The organism is Catellatospora paridis (assembly GCF_009720365.1).
GTDB lineage: Bacteria > Actinomycetota > Actinomycetes > Mycobacteriales > Micromonosporaceae > Catellatospora > Catellatospora paridis.
On record NZ_ML769319.1, the window covers coordinates 1 to 16,145 of the forward strand.

The following is a 16,145-nucleotide window of genomic DNA, read 5'->3' on the forward strand; positions in this document are numbered from 1 at the left end:
GGTGCCGGGCGCGCCGGGCCGTGGGTTCCGCCGGCGGGGCCGGCGGCTCGGCCGCGGCGGGCCGCGGCGTGGCGGTCAGCGCCGAGGCGCGGGCCGCCGGGGTCGACTCGACCTGCGCCTCGCTGGTGTTCCCGCGATCGCGGGCCGCAGCGCCGCCCACCACGGGTGCCTGCTCGACGATGTCCTCGTCGGTGGCGTCCGCGATGATCACGGTGATGTTGTCCGGACCGCCGCCCCGCAGCGCGAGCGCGATCAGGCGCTCCACGCAGGCCGTCGGGTCGACGTACTCGCGCATGGTCTGCCCGATGGTGTCCGCGCTGACCACGCCCGACAGGCCGTCGGAGCAGATCAGGTAGCGGTCACCGGGGTGCACCGGCCGGACCGAGTAGTCCGGCTCGATGTCGCGCCCGTCCATCGCGCGGGTGAGCAGCGAGCGCTGGGGATGGCTGCTGGCCTCCTCCGCGCTGATGCGACCCTCGTCCACCAGCATCTGGACGTACGTGTCGTCCTTGGTGATCTGGTTGAACTCGCCGTCGCGCAGGAGGTAGGCCCGCGAGTCGCCGATGTGGGCCATGCCCAGTTTGGAGCCGGTGAAGAGCATCGCGGTCAGGGTGGTGCCCATACCCTCCAGGTGGGGGTTGGCATCCACGGTGTCGCGAAGCTGCTGGTTGGCGAGATTGACGGCCGACCGGAGGGCGTCGACGATGGCGTCACCGGGGACGTCCTCGTCGAGCGGGGCCATGGCGCCGATGACGATGTTGCTGGCGACGTCACCGGCGGCCATGCCGCCCATGCCGTCGGCAACGGCGAGCAGCCGCGGCCCAGCGTAGACGGAGTCCTGGTTTCCGTCTCGGATGAGGCCGCGGTCACTGCGGGCCGCGTAGCGCAGGATGATTGTCATGGCCGTAATTCGAGGGACGTGCGGCCGATGCGAATCGGCACGCCGAGGGGTACGGGAGTAGGTCCGCTCACCTTGCTGCGGTCCAGATACGTGCCATTGGTCGAGCCGAGGTCCTCCACCATCCACTGCCCGTCCCGGGGGACCAGGCGGGCGTGGCGGGCGGAGGCGTAGTCGTCGGTGATGACGAGTGTGGAGTCCTCCGCCCGGCCGATGGTGATCGGCGCCTCGCCCAGCGTGATCTTGGTGCCGGCGAGCGAGCCCGCCGTGACCACCAAGGTGTGCGCGGCCCGGCCCTTCTTGACCTTGGCCGGGCGCGCGCTGCCCGCCGCCTGCGCGGCCCCCGCGACTCCGCGGGGTGCGGCGACCAGCCGGCTCGTGCGCGAGCCGGCGAACAGATCCCGTCGGATGACCCCGACCACGGTGAACACGAAGATCCACAGCAGCACGAGGAAGCCGAACCGGGCGGCGGTGAGAACGATTTCGGGCAAGGCCGATCAGCCGTCCACGCGGAACGTCAGGGTCGTGGTGCCGATCTGGATCATGTCGCCAGGGTTCAGGGCGACCGCGGAGACCCGCTGGCCGTTGACCATCGTCCCGTTGGTCGACCCGAGATCGGTCAGCACCACCTGGGCGCCGTCGAAGTCCAGCCGGGCGTGCCGCCGCGAGATGCCGACGTCGGGCAGGCGCAGGTTGGCCTGGTCCCCACGACCGATCGTGGTCGACCCGATGGCCAGCGGGAACGTCCGCCCGTCACCGGAGACGAGGCGCACGTTGCGCGCACCGCCGCCACCCGGCGGTGGGCCGGCCTGCTGGCCGCCGTACGGCGGGTACTGCTGCGGCGGGGCCTCGTAGCTCGCCTGTGGCGCCTGGTCGGCCGTGTAGACCTCGGCCGAGACCCGGAACATGCCCGTGTCCAGCCCGTCTCCACGCTCGATCTCGACGATCACGTCGCCGTAGACCGTCCAGGCCTGCTCGCCGATGAACTCGGCCTGCGACTGCGCCAGCTCCTGAGCCAGCGCGGCCGCGTACGGCGCCAGACGACTGTGGTCGTAGGGCGAGAGATCGATCACATAGCGGTTCGGCACGAGCGTGCGCCCACCAACCAGGATCGCCTTGTGAGCTTCTGCCTCACGCTGCATGGCATTCAGGATCTCCACAGGGTGGACGACCCCCTTGAATACCTTCGCGAAGGCGCCCTCAACCAGGCCTTCCAGGCGTTTCTCGAAGCGTTGCAACACGCTCACCGGTCCTCCTCGGGTTCCGAGGACATGATGTTATCTGCCCTCCACTCCCGCGTCTTCGCCCAATACGTCCGCCGTTGCCGACGCCACGCCAGCATGACGACCATCCTTGCCTCCGATTTCACCCACGGCCAGGTGGTCGTGTTAATGTTCTCCCCGCAACGCCGACCGGATAACCGGTTGGTGAGGCGGGGCAGGCATAGCGTAAGCTGTGCCAGCACGCAACGGGAGGTGACTCCCGGGCGAGCCGCCGGGACTACCAAAGTTCCTGCACACGCCGCGGGACAGCATCATCGTCCCCAAGGGGATGTGGCGGAATGGCAGACGCGCACGGTTCAGGTCCGTGTGTCCGAAAGGACGTGGGGGTTCAACTCCCCCCATCCCCACCAGCAAGAAGAGGTCTCCTCCGGGAGACCTCTTCTTTTTGTCTCGACTCTGCAACGGCTGCCCGACTGTCGGCGGTTACACAGGAAGATCGCTGTTTCCGGTCAGCATCGCCTCACCCGCACCTCACCCGAGCCCCGAAGATCACAATCTGATGTCGGCGGCCGGGCCCGCCCGATCCTCCGACTCGCCGGACAGGTCGGACGATCGAGGGCGGGACCGACGTGAGGAAGAGCACCCGGGGAAGGTGCCCTTCCTCACGTTCAGGGAGTCGCGAGGGCCTCGGTCGGGGAGAGCCGGGACGCGCGGACGGCCGGGTAGAGGCCGGCCAGGCCGCCGATCACCAGCGTCGCACCCAGACCGCCGAGCATCGCCCAGGCCGGGACCACCGTCGGCCAGCTTTGATAGGCCGCGTATCCCGACGTGACCGCGATGCCCAGGAGCACCCCGCCGACCCCGCCCAGCGCGGACAGCAGCAGCGACTCGGCCAGGAACTGCAGCCGGACCTGCCCCCGGGTCGCCCCGAGCGAGCGCCGCAGGCCGATCTCGGCCCGCCGCTCCAGCACCGAGATGACCATCGTGTTGGCCACCCCGACCCCGCCGACCAGCAACGCCACCGCGCCCAGGCCCAGCAGCAGTCCCGTGAACGCCTGGTTGGCGGCCTGCTTGGCCTGCAGCGCGTCGGACGGCCGCGACACGTCGACCTCGTTCGGGGCCTCCGGGTTCGCGGTCGCCGCCAGCACCCCCTGCACCGCAGTGACGGCCGACTCCACCGAGCGGGTGTAGACGGTCGTCGGGTGCCCGTCGAAGGCGAGCCGGTCCGCCGCGGCCGGCCAGCCGACCAGCACCGACGCGTCCAGTTCGGGTGCCAGCGGCACCGGCTCCAGCACGCCCACCACGGTGAAGCGCCGGCCGCCGACCATGATCTGGGTGTCCGGGCCGACCGCGCCGATACCGAGCCGGGCGGCCGTGTCCGCTCCGATCACCACCGCCGGGTAGCGCTCGGTGGCCTCGTTGAGCCAGGTCCCGGCCCGCAGCCTCGCCCCGACCGTGTCCATCAGGTCGAGCCGGGCGGCGTACACGGCCAGTCCGTTGGTCTGCGCCGCGGGGATGCGGTCCGACCGGTAGACCTTGGCGCCGTCGACCTTGCCGATCGCCGACACCTGCTCCACCGGGGCGATCCGGGAGATCATGGCGACCGACTCCACCGGCAGCTGCGCGTCCGCGCCGAACATGGTCCGGCCCGGGGTGACCGTGAGCAGGTTGGTGCCCAGCGCGGCCAGGGTGCGGTCCAGTTCGGCCCGCGAGGACGAGGAGATGCCGACCACGGCGATCATCGCCGCGATGCCGATCGCGATGCCCAGTGCCGACAGGAACGCCCGCACCGGCCGGGTGCGCAGCCCCACTCCCCCGACGCGCAGCACGTCGCGGGGGCGCATCCGGGCCGGGTGCAGCCTGGGCAGGGCGGGGGACGTCATCGTGCCCTCCCGCCCGCGTACGCCGCCGAGCCGTCCCCGGCCGACGGCTCCGTCTCGGGCACGGCAACCGGCGCCGGTGGGCCGTTGTCGGCGACCACCTTGCCGTCGCGCATCTGCACCTGGCGGGGCACGCCCGCGGCGATCTCCCGGTCGTGGGTGATGATCACCACCGTGGTGCCCGCGGCATGCAGCTCGTGCAGCAGTGCCATGATCCCCGCGCCGGAGGCCGAGTCCAGGTTGCCCGTGGGCTCGTCGGCCAGCAGCAGCGGCGGGTTGCCGACCACCGCCCGGGCGATGGCGACGCGCTGGCGCTCGCCGCCCGACAGCTCGTGCGGCTCATGGTCCATCCGGTGGGCCAGGCCGACCCGTGCCAGCGCGGCGGCCGCCCGTCGGCGGCGCTCGCCCAGGGCGGGCCCCCCGTAGAGCAGGCCGTCGGCGACGTTGTCCAGCGCGCTCACCCCGGCAGCGAGGTGGAACTGCTGGAACACGAAGCCCACCCGGGCCGCCCGCAGCGCCGACAGCTGCCGGTCCGACAGGGCCGCCACGTCGTAGCCGGCGATGCGCACCGACCCGGAGCTGGGCCGGTCCAGCGTGCCGATGATGTGCAGCATGGTCGACTTGCCGGAGCCGGACGGCCCGACGATCGCCGCCATCTCCCCCGCGCCCACGGTCAGCGACACCCCGGCCAGGGCGGTGACCTCGCCCTGGTAGGTCTTCGTGACGCCGTCCAGGGCGATCATCGCGGGATCCCCACGGTCATGCCCTCGGCCAGGCCCGCACCGCTGACCTCGACCCGGCCGCCGGAGAACAGGCCCGTCTCCACCGCCAGGTAGCGGCTGGCGCCGCCCTCGACGACCTCGACGCCGTACCCGCCCTCGCGCAGCGCGACCAGCGCGGACACCGGGACGGTGAGCACGTCGGGGCGCTCCGCGGCGGTGAAGGTGACGTCGACCGCGGCCTGGTTGAAGCCGGCGACCGCCTGCTGGTCGGCGAGCGACACCACCGCCTCGATCTTGGTGGTGGCCTCCTCGCCCTGGCCACCGGCCTCGATCACGGTGTACGCCTTGGCCACCTTGCCGTCGGCCGTGCCGCCCCCGGGCAGCTCGACCCGCACGGCCGCGCCCACCTCGGCCAGCCGCTGGTCGGCGACGTCCAACTGCACCACCACGACACGGACGGTGCCGGTGTACTTGAGCACCGCCGATCCGGGCTGCGCCGGTGCGCTGACCGTGGCCTCCAGGCTCTCCACCCGGACCTGTCCCAAGGCGAAGACGACGCGGCCGAACTCGACCCGGCCCGTCTCCTCGATCCCCAGCTTGTCCTGCCACTTCTTCACCGCCGCAGCGGTGGACGCGGTGAACTCGTCGTCCACCGTGAAGCCGCTGTAGCCGAGCGCCTTGAGGTTCTGCTCCAGCTGCTTGACGTCGGCCCCCTCGTCGCCCGACTTGAGCTCGCGGTAGGCGGGCACGTTGCCGTACATCAGCACGGCCGGCGTATTGTCGATCTTGTAGAGGGGCTTGCCGCGGGAGACCACCGCGCCGCTCTCCGGCAGCCAGGTCACCGTCCCGTTGAGCCGGTTGACGGCCGAGTAGGTCGGGCCGAAGCCCAGCTCGCCGTCGAGGGTCTGGGCGTCCTGCAGGGTCTGCCGGGTCACCGGGGCGGTGGCCGGCGGCAGGTTGTTCCCGGCCGGGGTGGCGCCGTCCCCGCCGCCGAAGCCGACCGCGGCGGCCGCGGCGGCCCCGCCCGCGGCCAGTGCGCCGATCACCAGCAGCGCGGTACGTGCCCCACGACGGCGGCGGCGCCGGACGGGCACCGTGCCGTCAGGGGTCTGAAGTGCGACAAGCTCCGCGGTCTCGGTCACGGCGCCTTCTTCTGGAACGCGCCCGGCATGAACTTCTCCTGGCACAGCTTCTGCGCGGCCTCGAAGTCCGGGTCGTCGCCGATCGTCTTGTCGATCATCACGCGGCCGCCGTCCGGGTCCGGGAAGTTCGGCACTCCGTTGTCGCGCATGCACTGGGCGAACTTGCGCATGTTCTCCGCCATCTGCGGATCGGCGAACGCCTGCCCGCCCTCGGCGAACGGCGAGTACTGCTTGCACGCCTCCTGCGCCTTCTCGAATTTGTCCCGATCGACCGGACCGCCGCTGATGCGCACCCGGACCGGCCCGCCATTGGGATCGGGGTCGGGCATGTCGACGCCGTTCTCCCGCATGCATTGCGCGAACTTGAGGCCCTTCTCCTCCTGGCTCAGGCTCGGCCCGGCGCTCGGCGTCGCCGCGGCGGTCCCGGTGCCGGCCGAGGCGATGCCGTCGTCGCCGCCCTGCTGCGCGCAGCCGGTCAGCGCCAGCGCCGCCATCAGGGGCAACGCCAACGCCGCCCCCAGCAGCCCTCGCTTCATCGCGTGTCTCCTTCGTCGGGCCGCCGGCCGGTCGCCGGCGGCACGGGGCCCAGTTCACGCGGGGAGCCGTTTCGCGGCCGTTTCCGCTCGCGATAACGGCGAGGAAACATCACGTCGGGTAACTATTGGCAGGCCGGAAGGACCGGCGGGGAGGCGGAGTGCGACATGCGGGTACTCGTGGTCGAAGACGAGGCGCTGCTCGCCGACGCCATCGCCGAGTGGCTGCGTGACGACGCTCACGCCGTCGACGTGGTGTACGACGGCGACGCGGCGCTGGAGCGGCTGGCCGTGCACGACTACGACGTGGTGCTGCTGGACCGGGACCTGCCGCTGGTGCACGGTGACGACGTGTGCCGCTCGCTGGTCGGCTCGGAGTCCAGTGCCCGCGTGCTGATGCTCACCGCGGCCGCCGAGGTGGGCGACCGGGTGGCGGGGCTGACCCTGGGCGCCGACGACTACCTGTCCAAGCCGTTCGCGTTCGCCGAGCTCGCCGCGCGGGTGCACGCGCTCGGCCGACGCGCCCGCCCGGCCAGCGCGCCGACCCTGGTGCGCGGCGGGATCCGGCTCGACCAGGCCCGCCGGGAGGTCTTCCGGGACGGCCACTACGTGCCGCTGTCGCGCAAGGAGTTCGGCGTGCTGGCCGAGCTGCTGCGGGCCGAGGGTGCGGTGGTCTCCGCGGAGAGCCTGCTGGAGAAGGTGTGGGACGAGCACGCCGACCCGTTCACCTCCGCGGTCCGGCTGACCATCCTCAAGCTGCGCCGCAAGCTGGGCGACCCGCCCGTCATCACCACCGTCGCCGGAGTGGGGTATCGGATCCCGTGAGACTGCATTCCTGGAGACCGCCGTCGTACCGCCTGACCATCCGGGCGCGGCTCACCCTGGTCTACGGCGGGCTGTTCTTCCTCGCCGGGCTCGCTCTGCTGGTGGTGACCTACTTCCTGGTGGACCAGTCGCTGCTGCAGAAGTTCACCTTCCACGCCCCGCTACCCGAGATCGGCAACCCCCCGGGGGTCGGCGGAGGGCTGGCCGGACCGGGCGGCGCGCGGGTGCGGGTGCTCATCGACAACAACCCCGACCTCGTCTACTACATGGACAAGCAGGCCGAGTCGCTGCGCCACGCGACCATGGTCGCGCTGCTCCAGCAGGGCGCGATCGCGCTGCTGGTGGTGGGCGCGGTCGCCATCGCCCTGGGCTGGCTGCTCGCCGGGCGGCTGCTGTCGCCGCTGCACCGGATCACCGACACCGCCCGCCGGATCAGCACCGCCCCCGCCGCCGACCGCGGGCTGCACGAGCGCATCGCGCTGCGCGGCCCCAACGACGAGATCCAGGAGCTGGCCGACACGTTCGACGCCATGCTGGCCCGGCTGGACCAGGCCTTCGACGGGCAGCGCCGCTTCGTCGCGAACGCCTCCCACGAGCTGCGTACGCCGCTGACGCTGAACCGGTCGCTGGTGGAGCTGGCCATGCACCGCAGGACCGCGTCCGACGACGTCAAACGGCTCGGCGAGACGCTGCTCGACATCAACGGCCGGCACGAGCGCCTGATCGAGGGGCTGCTGCTGCTGGCGCGCTCGGAGAACGAGGTGGTGGAGCGGCGGCCGGTGGACCTCGCCGACATCGCCGACCATGTCGGGCTGCAGAGCGCGGGCGCGGCGGCCGAGGCCGACGTGTCGGTCGCCGTCGAGGCCGCCCCCGCCGAGACCACCGGCGATCCGGTGCTACTGGAGCGGGTGGCGCAGAATCTCATCGGCAACGGGATCCGGCACAACGTCACGGGCGGCTGGGTGCGGGCCGCGACCGCCACCCGGGGCGGCCGGGTGGAGCTGGAGGTGTCCAACAGCGGGCCGGTGGTGGCGGCGTACGAGGTGGAGGGGTTGTTCGAGCCGTTCCGCCGGGGCAGCGAGCGCACCCGCTCCGACCAGGGCGTGGGGCTCGGCCTGTCGATCGTGCGCGCGATCGCCCGGGCGCACGGCGGCACGGTCACGGCCCGGCCGCACGAGGGCGGCGGGCTCGTGGTGACGGTCTCGCTGCCACGCTAGGACCATCCCTTGGTTCAAGATCTCCTGGCCAGGGGTATGAGACGAACACATCCGATCGGGTCATTACGTCCGGGCGGGTGCCTTCGTCCCTTTCCGGCGGAGCGGCCTCGCGCTCCGGCTGACGGGAAGGCGCAGGACCGTATACGGCCAGGTAAGCTCTCCGCTGGTCGCGATCGTCGATTGGGTTACAGGGAGTGTCTGGTGAGCGTTGCGTTGGTTACCGGTTCGGCCGGTCTGATCGGTTCCGAGGCAGCCCGCCACTTCGCCGGCCTGGGCATGCACGTCGTCGGCCTCGACAACGACATGCGCAAGTACTTCTTCGGCGAGGACGGTTCGACCGCCTGGAGCCTGGTGAACCTCACCAGCAAGCTCGGCGACTCGTACACCCACTACGACGTCGACATCCGCGACCGTGACGTGCTCAACAAGATCTTCGAGCGGTACGGCAGGGACATCTCGCTCGTGATCCACACCGCGGCCCAGCCCAGCCACGACTGGGCGGCCAAGGAGCCGTTCACCGACTTCGACGTCAACGCCGTCGGCACGCTGAACGTGCTGGAGTACACCCGCCAGCACTGCCCCGACGCCGCGTTCATCTTCTGCTCGACGAACAAGGTCTACGGCGACACCCCGAACCGCCTCCCGCTGGTCGAGCAGGAGACCCGGTACGAGATCGACGCGAACCACCAGTTCGCCGGCGGCATCACCGAAGACATGACGATCGACAACAGCATGCACTCGATCTTCGGCGTCTCCAAGGTCGCCGCGGACGTGGCGGTGCAGGAGTACGGCCGCTACTTCGGCATGAAGACGGCCTCCTTCCGCGGCGGCACCCTGACCGGCCCCGCGCACAGCGCCGCCGAGCTGCACGGCTTCCTGGCGTACCTGATGCGCTGCGTGATGGAGGGCCGCACCTACAACCTGTTCGGTTACAAGGGCAAGATGGTGCGCGACGCCATCCACTCGCACGACGTGCTCACCGCGTTCGAGGCGTTCTTCCGCAACCCGCGCTCCGGCGAGGTCTACAACCTGGGCGGCGGCCGCTTCTCCAACACCTCGCACCTCGAGGCCTTCGCCATCGCCGAGAAGATCGCCGGCCGGGAGGCGAAGGTCAACTACGTGGAGCAGGCCCGCATGGGCGACCACCAGTGGTACGTCAGCGACATGGCCAAGTTTCAGGCGCACTACCCGGACTGGCAGATGACGTACAACGTGCCCGCTATTCTCAACGAGATCTATGAGGCCAACGTCGACAAGTGGATGTAGGCCCACCTGCGCGAACTTCAAGGAACCCGATGTCGACGACGCTGAACACCAGCAGCAAGCGCAACGTGCTCGGCGTCCTCGTCGACGCCACGGACTACGCCGGCGCCACCGAGCGCATAATCCGCGCTGCCACGGACGGACGGCCGTACGCGGTCACCGCGCTCGCGGTGCACGGGGTCATGGAGGGCGTCGCCGACGGCACGCTCGGCGGGCAGCTCAACAGCTTCGATCTGGTCACCCCGGACGGTCAGCCGGTGCGCTGGGCGCTCAACCTGCTGTACGGCGCCGGGCTGCGCGATCGGGTGTACGGCCCGGAGCTGACCCTGCGGGTGCTCGGCCGGGCCGCCGAGCAGGGCCTGCCGGTGTACCTCTACGGCTCCACCCAGCCCGTGCTGGACCTGCTGATCCCGGCGCTGACCGCGATGTTCCCGGCGCTGAAGATCGCCGGCAGTGAGCCGTCGAAGTTCCGCGGCGTCGAGGACGGCGAGCCCGAGCAGATCGCGGCGCGGGTCAGCGAGTCGGGCGCGCGGATCGTGCTGGTCGGCCTCGGCTGCCCGCGGCAGGAGAAGTTCGTCTACGCGATGCGCCCGTACCTGGCGATGCCGCTGCTCGCGGTAGGCGCGGCGTTCGACTACCACGCCGGCGGGCTGCGCAAGCCGCCCGCGTGGATGCAGCGGCACGCCCTGGAGTGGCTCTGGCGGCTGGGCCTGGAGCCCACGCGCCTGTGGCGTCGCTACCTGATCCTCAACCCGAAGTACCTGGCCCGCCTCGGGGCCCAGAAGGTCCGCCTCTGGCGCGCCACCCCGGTCACCCCGGCCACCGACTCCCCGTCGACGTTCGCCGTCTGAGTTGAGCTGAGCTGCCGGCGCCCGCCTCCGCGGGCGCCGGGTGGTCCAGGACAGCCAGAAGCCCGCCCGGCGCCTGCGGCGCGGGGCGGGCTTCGTGCTTCGTCACCTGCGCAGGTAGATGAGGCCCAGGACGGATCGGGTGGCTTCGAACCAGCGGTCGAACCACTCGTCGGTGGGCGGCGAGTTGCGGGGCGGGAGTTCCAGCAGCAGGCCGCGCAGCAGCGGGTGGTCGACGAGGGTCGACTCGGCGGGCATGTCCAGCCAGCTCGACGGGGCGAACGACTGCTCGCCGAACCGGTCCAGACCGAGCGCCTGCAGCGGCCCGGAGCCCGGCTCCAGCAGGGTGTCTCCCGGCAACTGGACCCGGTCGGAGTCGCGCAGGGAGCGCTCGCGCGGGGCGGGGCTGGCGTTCTGGCTGGGCACGTGTTCAGGCATCGTCATCTTCGTCCTACCCGGTCGGCGAGTTTCGCGGTGTGGTGGGGCGCCGTCTGGTACAACGACCGCAACGGAATGCAGGCGACGGTCTACCCGCGATCGTCACTGCACGTGTTGCTTGCGTGACTAAGCGCAAGCTAACCAGTTGTGCATCACGTGCGGGGGAACCACCATGGTCGCTGAACCGGCGTCCACACCATTGCCATCTCAGGTCACGCCGGCGCAGCTCATCGGCGAGATCAGCCGACTCGTCCGGCAGCTGCCCTGTCCGCACTGCGGCCAGGAGGGCGTCGACTCCGCACGCCCCCACTCCCAGGCATTGGTCCCAGCGGCCCGGGAGCCCTACGACGACGTCGCCCCGCTCGACCCGCTGGACGAGATCGGCGACGACGAGCGCTGGCTGTGGCGCCTGGTCGAGGAGGCCGAGCGCGTCGCCGCGGCCGCGCCGCCCGGCCCGGACCCGCGCCAGGTCGCGCTCGCCGAGCAGCGCTGCCAGGAGGCGTACGAGGCCGAGCAGAAGGTCCAGTCGCGCATCCACGCGACCATCACCGCGCTCGCCCAGCCGTCGTCGTGGCTACGGCCCCACCACCGCGCCGCGCTCGCCCGGCACCTGCGCGAGGACCGGTCCGCCGCGGTGCTCACCGCGATCCAGCGGGGGCGGATCGAGGAGATCCGGGGACGGCTGCGCGCCGTCGCCAACCGGCGGGCCGACTACCTCACGGCGCACCGCGCCACGCTGGAGGCCGGGCGCAACGCGCGGGTGGAGCTGACCCGGGTGCTCGACGACCTGATCGACCGGTACGCCCGGATGGCACAGCCGCCCGCCTGGTTCAAGTTCGGGCTGGACTACCCGCCGGAGCCCGGCACGCGCCGGGAGTGGCTGCAGCACGCCCGGGAGACGATGGTCGAGCGGCGGCGGGCCAACCTGCACCGGTTGCTGCTCTGACCGGCACGGCAAAGGACCCCCTTCGGCACCCTTGAGGGTGGCGCGGAAGGGGGTCCCCCGCAAGCGTGATCCAGAGCTGTCACCCGGGCGCGGGTGCAACCTAGAGATCGAACTCCCCGTCTTTGGCACCCTCCACAAAGGCGTCCCACTCGTCCGGCGTGAAGATCAGTGCCGGCCCGGTGGGATTCTTGGAGTCGCGCAACGCGATCGCACCACCAACGAACGCGACTTCAACACAGTTGTCGCAGTTCGGCCCACTCCGCGTGCTCTTGTACCAACGCGCTTCGCTCAGATCGACTCGAAACCCCTTGGTCTCGATTTCCATAGTGGCTCCTCCGCCAGTTGTGCGATCAGCTCGGCGGACTCCTCGGGGCTCAACGCAGCCCTCCGGATGTTCTCGAAGATCTTGGTGTACTTCCCCAGCTCGTCGTTTTTCTCCAGGAAGAGTCCCCCGGTCGCATTTTCCGCGTAAACGACATCTGAGTCACCCGGTTCGGGAAACTCCAGGATGGCGAAAGTACCGTCCATACCGGCGTGTGGACCTGCCTCGAACGGCAACACCTGCAAGGTCACGTTAGGCCACGAGGCTGCTTCGGCCAGTAGTCGAAGCTGTTCTCGCATGACTTCGTCGCCGCCCACGGGCCGGCTCACCACCGACTCATCGAGCACCACCTGAAACCTGATCGCATCGTCTTGTCGCGTGAGCAACGATTGACGGCCCATCCGGACACGGACACGATTCATGATCGCTTCTTCGTCCCAGTCCGGCCAGGCGCCGCGAATCATCGCCTCGGCATAATCTGCTGACTGCAGCAGGCCGGGGACAACCTGCTGTTCGTACGCGCGGATGGAGCTGGCCGCGGCCTCCAGCCCGACATAAGCGCCCACGAGCACGCTGCTGTAGGGATGCCACCAGCCCTTCTGCCGGGCCTCCTTGGCGATCTCCACCAGCACGTCGACCTCACCGGGCGGCGTGTTGTAGATCGTCAGCATCTCTCGGACGTCGCGACTGGTCACCGAGCTGTGCCCGGTCTCGATCCGCGAGATCTTGGACTGTGAGCACTCCATCCTCTCGGCCACGAACTCCAGCGTGATGCCGGCATGTTCGCGCCGCTTGCGCAGTTCGGCACCGAGTCTTCGTCGGCGCACGGTCGGGCTCTGTCGGGTTGTCACGGCGCACCTCCGCGACGCACGTCGGCGGAGGCACGAAAGTCGATGCCCCCGCCCGATGGAACTTGCATATGTCGTGTTGCGAGTCTGCCCCGACGATCGGCGAATCTTCAACCGGCCGAACGCACAGAGGGTGCGACTCGGCATCACCGGGGAGACCGACACCAGCTTGTCACATACCGGACGAAGGACACCAGGGCGCATACGCACTTTGCAACTTGCATTCGGCAAAGTCTTCCGGCACAGTGTCTGTTATGGCCCCCGCTGTGCTGATCTTCCGTTTTCATGATCACGCACGGTGGGCGGAGCTTCACCTCTAGCGTTCAACGAGCGACTCCCGATTACGTGTTGTCCATTCGCACCGGTACGAGAGAGCAAGGAGAAAAGGTGACTCCCCAAGCCGGCGACATCCTCCACGTCACTCGCGAAGCCAGCGTCCAGTTCCTCCGCCCGATGATGTTCCGGGTGATCCGCGTGCACGACTGGCCGACGTACGAGGGCTGGGTCTGGCTCGACGGTTACCAGCTCAACGCCGCCGGTGACGCGGTGGAACGCCGCTCGATCTTCGTACAGCGCGCCGGCCTGCGCATCGTGCCCGACAACAGCGCCTCGGCCCGTGCCCGCACGGCGCCCAGCCGCGTCGGCCAGCGCCCCCCGCTCAGCCGCACGCCGCACCTGCGTCCCGCAACCGCGGGCGCTCGCTGAGGATTTCTCGCGATCGGCCTCCGGCCCGGCCATACCGGATCTACGCTCGAATAACCCTAGTTGAACGACGGTGGCGACTCGCCCGGCCGGCTGCGGTCCGCAGGCAGCCGCGACGATTTCTACCGTCTGCCCTCGCGTGGCACGGCACCCGCTCACCCGGGGGACGGCGCCATGGACATCCGAACGATCGCTTCCGGACGCGAGCCCGGGGCGACCATTCCACATCGGTCCCACCGGCTGGCCGCACTGTGCGGTGCGGCGCTGGCAGCGGCGTTCTTCACGCCGGTGCCGGCCACCGCCGGGACGACCGAGGTGCGGGCCGCGACGGTCGCGGACGCATCCACCGTGCGGCAGGCACCGGCGCCCGCCGTGGTCAGTGCCCGCTCCGTGCCACCCGAGCTGATGGCACGTTCGCTCATCTCCACCGGCATGATCGGCATCGGTCTCGCGCTGGGCGGGATCGTGATCGTGACGCACCGGCGCCGCCAGTGGTGACACGCCGGAACAGAACGCGCCCATGCCGTGCTCGGCATGGGCGCGATTCGTGTGACGCGGTCAGTTCTCCTCGTCCGGGCTGGGGCTCGCCTCCGCGCTCGGGCTCGGCTCGGGGGACGGGCTGGCCGGCGCCGAGGCCACCACGATGGTCACCGTCTGCCCTGCCTTCACGACCGTGCCGCCTTCCGGATCCACCTCGATCACGGTGCCCGGATCGGCCTCATCGGTGGCGCGCAGGGTGATCCGCGGGTTCAGGCCTGCCGCGTTCAGCGCGTCGATGGCCTCCTGCTGCGACAGGCCCACCAGGTTCGACGGCACGGCGACCGTCGACGCCGCCGGTGACGGCGACTCGGACACCGACGGGCTCGGCGCGGCGCTGCTGGGCGCGGCCGAGGTCAGCGCGGGGGTCGGCGAAGTGCTCGGCGCCGGCGTCGGCCCGCCGCCGCGCAGCGCGAGCCACGCGGCCACCGCGAACAACGCCAGCAGCAGCAGCGCGATCCCGATGATGACCAGCGGTGCACGCCAGGTGCGCCGGTCCTCCCCGTACTCGATGGCGGGCGGCGGGGTGGCGCCGCGCATCGGCCCGGACTCCCGGGCGGGCACGCCCGCGCGACCGGTCCAGACGTCCTGGGGCGGCAGCACCGAGGTGCGCTCGTCCGGCGGGACCGGGCGGCCGCCGACGGGCGGCAGCACCGAGGTCGGCTCGCCTCCTGGAGGCCCGGCCACGGGCCCGCCCGCCGGCAGCACGGTCGTCGCGTCGTCGCCGGTTCGGCCGCTCCCGGGCAGCACGGTCGTGGCCTCGTCGGGGGTATGCCCATCCGCCGGGAGGACGGTCGTGGCCTCGTCACCGGCCGACCCACCCGCGGGCAGCACGGTCGTCGGCTCGTCGCCGGGCTCGGACCCCTCGTCCCACCGGTGAGCAGGCATGGGGGCGGTCTCGTCGGGAGACGGCCCCGGGCCGCTCCCGCCCGCCGCCGGATCGCTGTCGTCGTGCCGCTGCTCATCGGACATGCTGAGGTCCTACCACGTCGCCGGGCCGGTTAAGCCTCACCAGGGGACGTGGCGTGCAGTGCACCCCGCGCATCGTCAGCCCGCCGCGGCAGGAGAAGGCTCGGTCGCGACCGAGCAGGTCAGGTCGACCGCAGCGTCCCACTTGACCTTGGTGCCCGCCGGGATCGAGGTCTCGCGCACGGTGCCCTCACGACCGCTCACGTACTTGCCGATCTGCAGGCCGGCCGCGAGGAGTTCGGTCTTCGCCGCATCGCACGACTTGTCCACGACGTTCGGCATGTCGAATTCGAACACCGGACCCACCACGATGAGGCGCACATGGGTGCCGCGCGGCGCCGGCATGCCCGCTGCGGGCTCGGTGCGCAGCACGGTGTACTGCGTGCCGGGTTCCTCCACGAACTTGACGGTCACGCTGACCCGCAGATCCTTGATGACCTGCGTGCGAGCCTCGCGGAAGTCCTGGGTGCTCACGTCGGGCATCACCTGGCCGCCGGGCGCGGGCGAGGCGGTGCTCGGCGCGACCGTCGGGGTCGGCGAGGGCAGCGCGCTCGGGGACGCGTCCGGCGTCGGCGAGATCACAGCGGTCGGGCTGGCGCTCGTCTGGGCCTTCGGGTCGCCGTCGCCGGCCGCGAACCATCCGATCGCGAGTCCCGCGACGGCCAGCAGCACGGTGGCCGTCGCCAGCACGGCGACGGTGCCGGGGCTGAACCCGCGTGGTCGCTGCGGCGTCAGCGGCGCCGTCTGTGCCCACGGGTCGGTCATGATGGTCTCCTCTTTCGGGTACGCCCGGCGAACGCTACGCCGCAACGAGAGTAAACCGTTCACACGA

Annotated in this window: 19 protein-coding genes and 1 tRNA gene; 8 read left to right on the plus strand and 12 right to left on the minus strand. The window is 71.0% G+C overall.

What is annotated here, in order from left to right; genetic code table 11:
- From F9C41_RS21215 to F9C41_RS21225, 3 genes are all read right to left on the minus strand, one after another.
- A partial coding sequence (locus tag F9C41_RS21215; protein WP_196279875.1) for a PP2C family protein-serine/threonine phosphatase occupies nucleotides 1–901 on the minus strand: 901 nt, incomplete at its 3' end.
- Nucleotides 898–1,389 (minus strand): FHA domain-containing protein FhaB/FipA, encoded by a 492-nt coding sequence (locus tag F9C41_RS21220; RefSeq protein WP_120317539.1) that lies wholly within the window; start codon nucleotides 1,387–1,389, stop codon nucleotides 898–900. The genes F9C41_RS21220 and F9C41_RS21215, both read right to left, overlap by 4 nt.
- Before the next feature lie 6 nt (nucleotides 1,390–1,395).
- On the minus strand, nucleotides 1,396–2,145 hold the full coding sequence (locus tag F9C41_RS21225; RefSeq protein WP_155369308.1) for an FhaA domain-containing protein: 750 nt from the start codon (nucleotides 2,143–2,145) through the stop codon (nucleotides 1,396–1,398).
- A 300-nt stretch (nucleotides 2,146–2,445) separates the two neighbouring features.
- On the opposite strand from F9C41_RS21225, the gene F9C41_RS21230 reads away from it, so the two are divergent.
- A tRNA-Leu gene (locus F9C41_RS21230) sits at nucleotides 2,446–2,531 on the plus strand.
- 258 nt (nucleotides 2,532–2,789) lie between these two features.
- Here the strand turns inward: F9C41_RS21230 and F9C41_RS21235 are convergent.
- The 4 genes from F9C41_RS21235 to F9C41_RS21250 are packed head-to-tail and all read right to left on the minus strand — an operon-like array spanning nucleotide 2,790 to nucleotide 6,401.
- On the minus strand, nucleotides 2,790–4,004 hold the full coding sequence (locus tag F9C41_RS21235; RefSeq protein ID WP_230689836.1) for an ABC transporter permease: 1,215 nt from the start codon (nucleotides 4,002–4,004) through the stop codon (nucleotides 2,790–2,792).
- Nucleotides 4,001–4,744: an ABC transporter ATP-binding protein gene (locus F9C41_RS21240; RefSeq protein WP_155388595.1), complete on the minus strand. Its 744-nt coding sequence runs from the start codon at nucleotides 4,742–4,744 to the stop codon at nucleotides 4,001–4,003. The genes F9C41_RS21235 and F9C41_RS21240 overlap by 4 nt, the downstream gene beginning before the upstream one ends.
- Nucleotides 4,741–5,865: a peptidoglycan-binding domain-containing protein gene (locus F9C41_RS21245; protein ID WP_230689838.1), complete on the minus strand. Its 1,125-nt coding sequence runs from the start codon at nucleotides 5,863–5,865 to the stop codon at nucleotides 4,741–4,743. The genes F9C41_RS21240 and F9C41_RS21245 overlap by 4 nt, the downstream gene beginning before the upstream one ends.
- Complete coding sequence (locus tag F9C41_RS21250) at nucleotides 5,862–6,401, minus strand: hypothetical protein (protein WP_155388596.1); 540 nt, start codon at nucleotides 6,399–6,401, stop codon at nucleotides 5,862–5,864. The genes F9C41_RS21245 and F9C41_RS21250 overlap by 4 nt, the downstream gene beginning before the upstream one ends.
- Before the next feature lie 165 nt (nucleotides 6,402–6,566).
- Here F9C41_RS21250 and F9C41_RS21255 point away from each other — a divergent pair, with 165 nt between their 5' ends.
- From F9C41_RS21255 to F9C41_RS21270, 4 genes are all read left to right on the plus strand, one after another.
- Nucleotides 6,567–7,223: a response regulator transcription factor gene (locus F9C41_RS21255; RefSeq protein WP_155388597.1), complete on the plus strand. Its 657-nt coding sequence runs from the start codon at nucleotides 6,567–6,569 to the stop codon at nucleotides 7,221–7,223.
- Nucleotides 7,220–8,440: a sensor histidine kinase gene (locus tag F9C41_RS21260; protein WP_230689839.1), complete on the plus strand. Its 1,221-nt coding sequence runs from the start codon at nucleotides 7,220–7,222 to the stop codon at nucleotides 8,438–8,440. The genes F9C41_RS21255 and F9C41_RS21260 overlap by 4 nt, the downstream gene beginning before the upstream one ends.
- Nucleotides 8,441–8,641: 201 nt before the next feature.
- On the plus strand, nucleotides 8,642–9,706 hold the full coding sequence (locus F9C41_RS21265) for an NAD-dependent epimerase/dehydratase family protein (protein ID WP_155388598.1): 1,065 nt from the start codon (nucleotides 8,642–8,644) through the stop codon (nucleotides 9,704–9,706).
- A gap of 29 nt (nucleotides 9,707–9,735) precedes the next feature.
- Nucleotides 9,736–10,554 (plus strand): WecB/TagA/CpsF family glycosyltransferase, encoded by an 819-nt coding sequence (locus F9C41_RS21270; protein WP_196279877.1) that lies wholly within the window; start codon nucleotides 9,736–9,738, stop codon nucleotides 10,552–10,554.
- A 102-nt stretch (nucleotides 10,555–10,656) separates the two neighbouring features.
- On the opposite strand, the gene F9C41_RS21275 is transcribed toward F9C41_RS21270, so the two are convergent.
- Nucleotides 10,657–10,995: a hypothetical protein gene (locus tag F9C41_RS21275; RefSeq protein WP_196279878.1), complete on the minus strand. Its 339-nt coding sequence runs from the start codon at nucleotides 10,993–10,995 to the stop codon at nucleotides 10,657–10,659.
- A 166-nt stretch (nucleotides 10,996–11,161) separates the two neighbouring features.
- Here F9C41_RS21275 and F9C41_RS21280 point away from each other — a divergent pair, with 166 nt between their 5' ends.
- On the plus strand, nucleotides 11,162–11,935 hold the full coding sequence (locus F9C41_RS21280) for a hypothetical protein (protein WP_155388600.1): 774 nt from the start codon (nucleotides 11,162–11,164) through the stop codon (nucleotides 11,933–11,935).
- Nucleotides 11,936–12,035: 100 nt separating this feature from the next.
- Here the strand turns inward: F9C41_RS21280 and F9C41_RS21285 are convergent, their stop codons facing one another.
- Entirely contained in the window at nucleotides 12,036–12,254 is a 219-nt protein-coding gene (locus F9C41_RS21285; RefSeq protein ID WP_120321590.1) for a DUF397 domain-containing protein, read from the minus strand.
- The gene (locus F9C41_RS21290) at nucleotides 12,224–13,108 is read right to left on the minus strand and encodes a helix-turn-helix domain-containing protein (protein ID WP_155388601.1); all 885 of its coding nucleotides are present in this window, start codon (nucleotides 13,106–13,108) and stop codon (nucleotides 12,224–12,226) included. Before F9C41_RS21290 ends, F9C41_RS21285 begins: the two co-directional genes overlap by 31 nt.
- A gap of 384 nt (nucleotides 13,109–13,492) precedes the next feature.
- Here F9C41_RS21290 and F9C41_RS21295 point away from each other — a divergent pair, with 384 nt between their 5' ends.
- Nucleotides 13,493–13,810: a hypothetical protein gene (locus F9C41_RS21295; RefSeq protein ID WP_155388602.1), complete on the plus strand. Its 318-nt coding sequence runs from the start codon at nucleotides 13,493–13,495 to the stop codon at nucleotides 13,808–13,810.
- Between the two features lie 171 nt (nucleotides 13,811–13,981).
- A complete protein-coding gene (locus F9C41_RS21300) occupies nucleotides 13,982–14,305 on the plus strand; it encodes a hypothetical protein (protein WP_155388603.1) in 324 nt (107 codons plus the stop codon).
- A gap of 60 nt (nucleotides 14,306–14,365) precedes the next feature.
- On the opposite strand, the gene F9C41_RS21305 is transcribed toward F9C41_RS21300, so the two are convergent.
- Both F9C41_RS21305 and F9C41_RS21310 read right to left on the minus strand, forming a co-directional pair.
- Nucleotides 14,366–15,316, minus strand: coding sequence for a PASTA domain-containing protein (locus F9C41_RS21305; protein ID WP_155388604.1), 951 nt, complete (start codon nucleotides 15,314–15,316; stop codon nucleotides 14,366–14,368).
- Between the two features lie 75 nt (nucleotides 15,317–15,391).
- Nucleotides 15,392–16,078 carry a PASTA domain-containing protein gene (locus F9C41_RS21310; protein ID WP_155388605.1) on the minus strand — a complete coding sequence of 229 codons (687 nt, stop codon included), beginning with the start codon at nucleotides 16,076–16,078 and terminating at the stop codon, nucleotides 15,392–15,394.
- Nucleotides 16,079–16,145: the final 67 nt, after the last annotated feature.

What these genes read in the sequence shown, in the direction of transcription:
- F9C41_RS21235 (WP_230689836.1), bottom strand. Translation starts at nt 4,004, where the DNA reads ATGACGTCCCCCGCCCTGCCCAGGCTGCACCCGGCCCGGATGCGCCCC.
- F9C41_RS21240 (WP_155388595.1), bottom strand. Translation starts at nt 4,744, where the DNA reads ATGATCGCCCTGGACGGCGTCACGAAGACCTACCAGGGCGAGGTCACC.
- F9C41_RS21250 (WP_155388596.1), bottom strand. Translation starts at nt 6,401, where the DNA reads ATGAAGCGAGGGCTGCTGGGGGCGGCGTTGGCGTTGCCCCTGATGGCG.
- F9C41_RS21255 (WP_155388597.1), top strand. Translation starts at nt 6,567, where the DNA reads ATGCGGGTACTCGTGGTCGAAGACGAGGCGCTGCTCGCCGACGCCATC.
- F9C41_RS21270 (WP_196279877.1), top strand. Translation starts at nt 9,736, where the DNA reads ATGTCGACGACGCTGAACACCAGCAGCAAGCGCAACGTGCTCGGCGTC.
- F9C41_RS21275 (WP_196279878.1), bottom strand. Translation starts at nt 10,995, where the DNA reads ATGACGATGCCTGAACACGTGCCCAGCCAGAACGCCAGCCCCGCCCCG.
- F9C41_RS21280 (WP_155388600.1), top strand. Translation starts at nt 11,162, where the DNA reads ATGGTCGCTGAACCGGCGTCCACACCATTGCCATCTCAGGTCACGCCG.
- F9C41_RS21300 (WP_155388603.1), top strand. Translation starts at nt 13,982, where the DNA reads ATGGACATCCGAACGATCGCTTCCGGACGCGAGCCCGGGGCGACCATT.
- F9C41_RS21305 (WP_155388604.1), bottom strand. Translation starts at nt 15,316, where the DNA reads ATGTCCGATGAGCAGCGGCACGACGACAGCGATCCGGCGGCGGGCGGG.
- F9C41_RS21310 (WP_155388605.1), bottom strand. Translation starts at nt 16,078, where the DNA reads ATGACCGACCCGTGGGCACAGACGGCGCCGCTGACGCCGCAGCGACCA.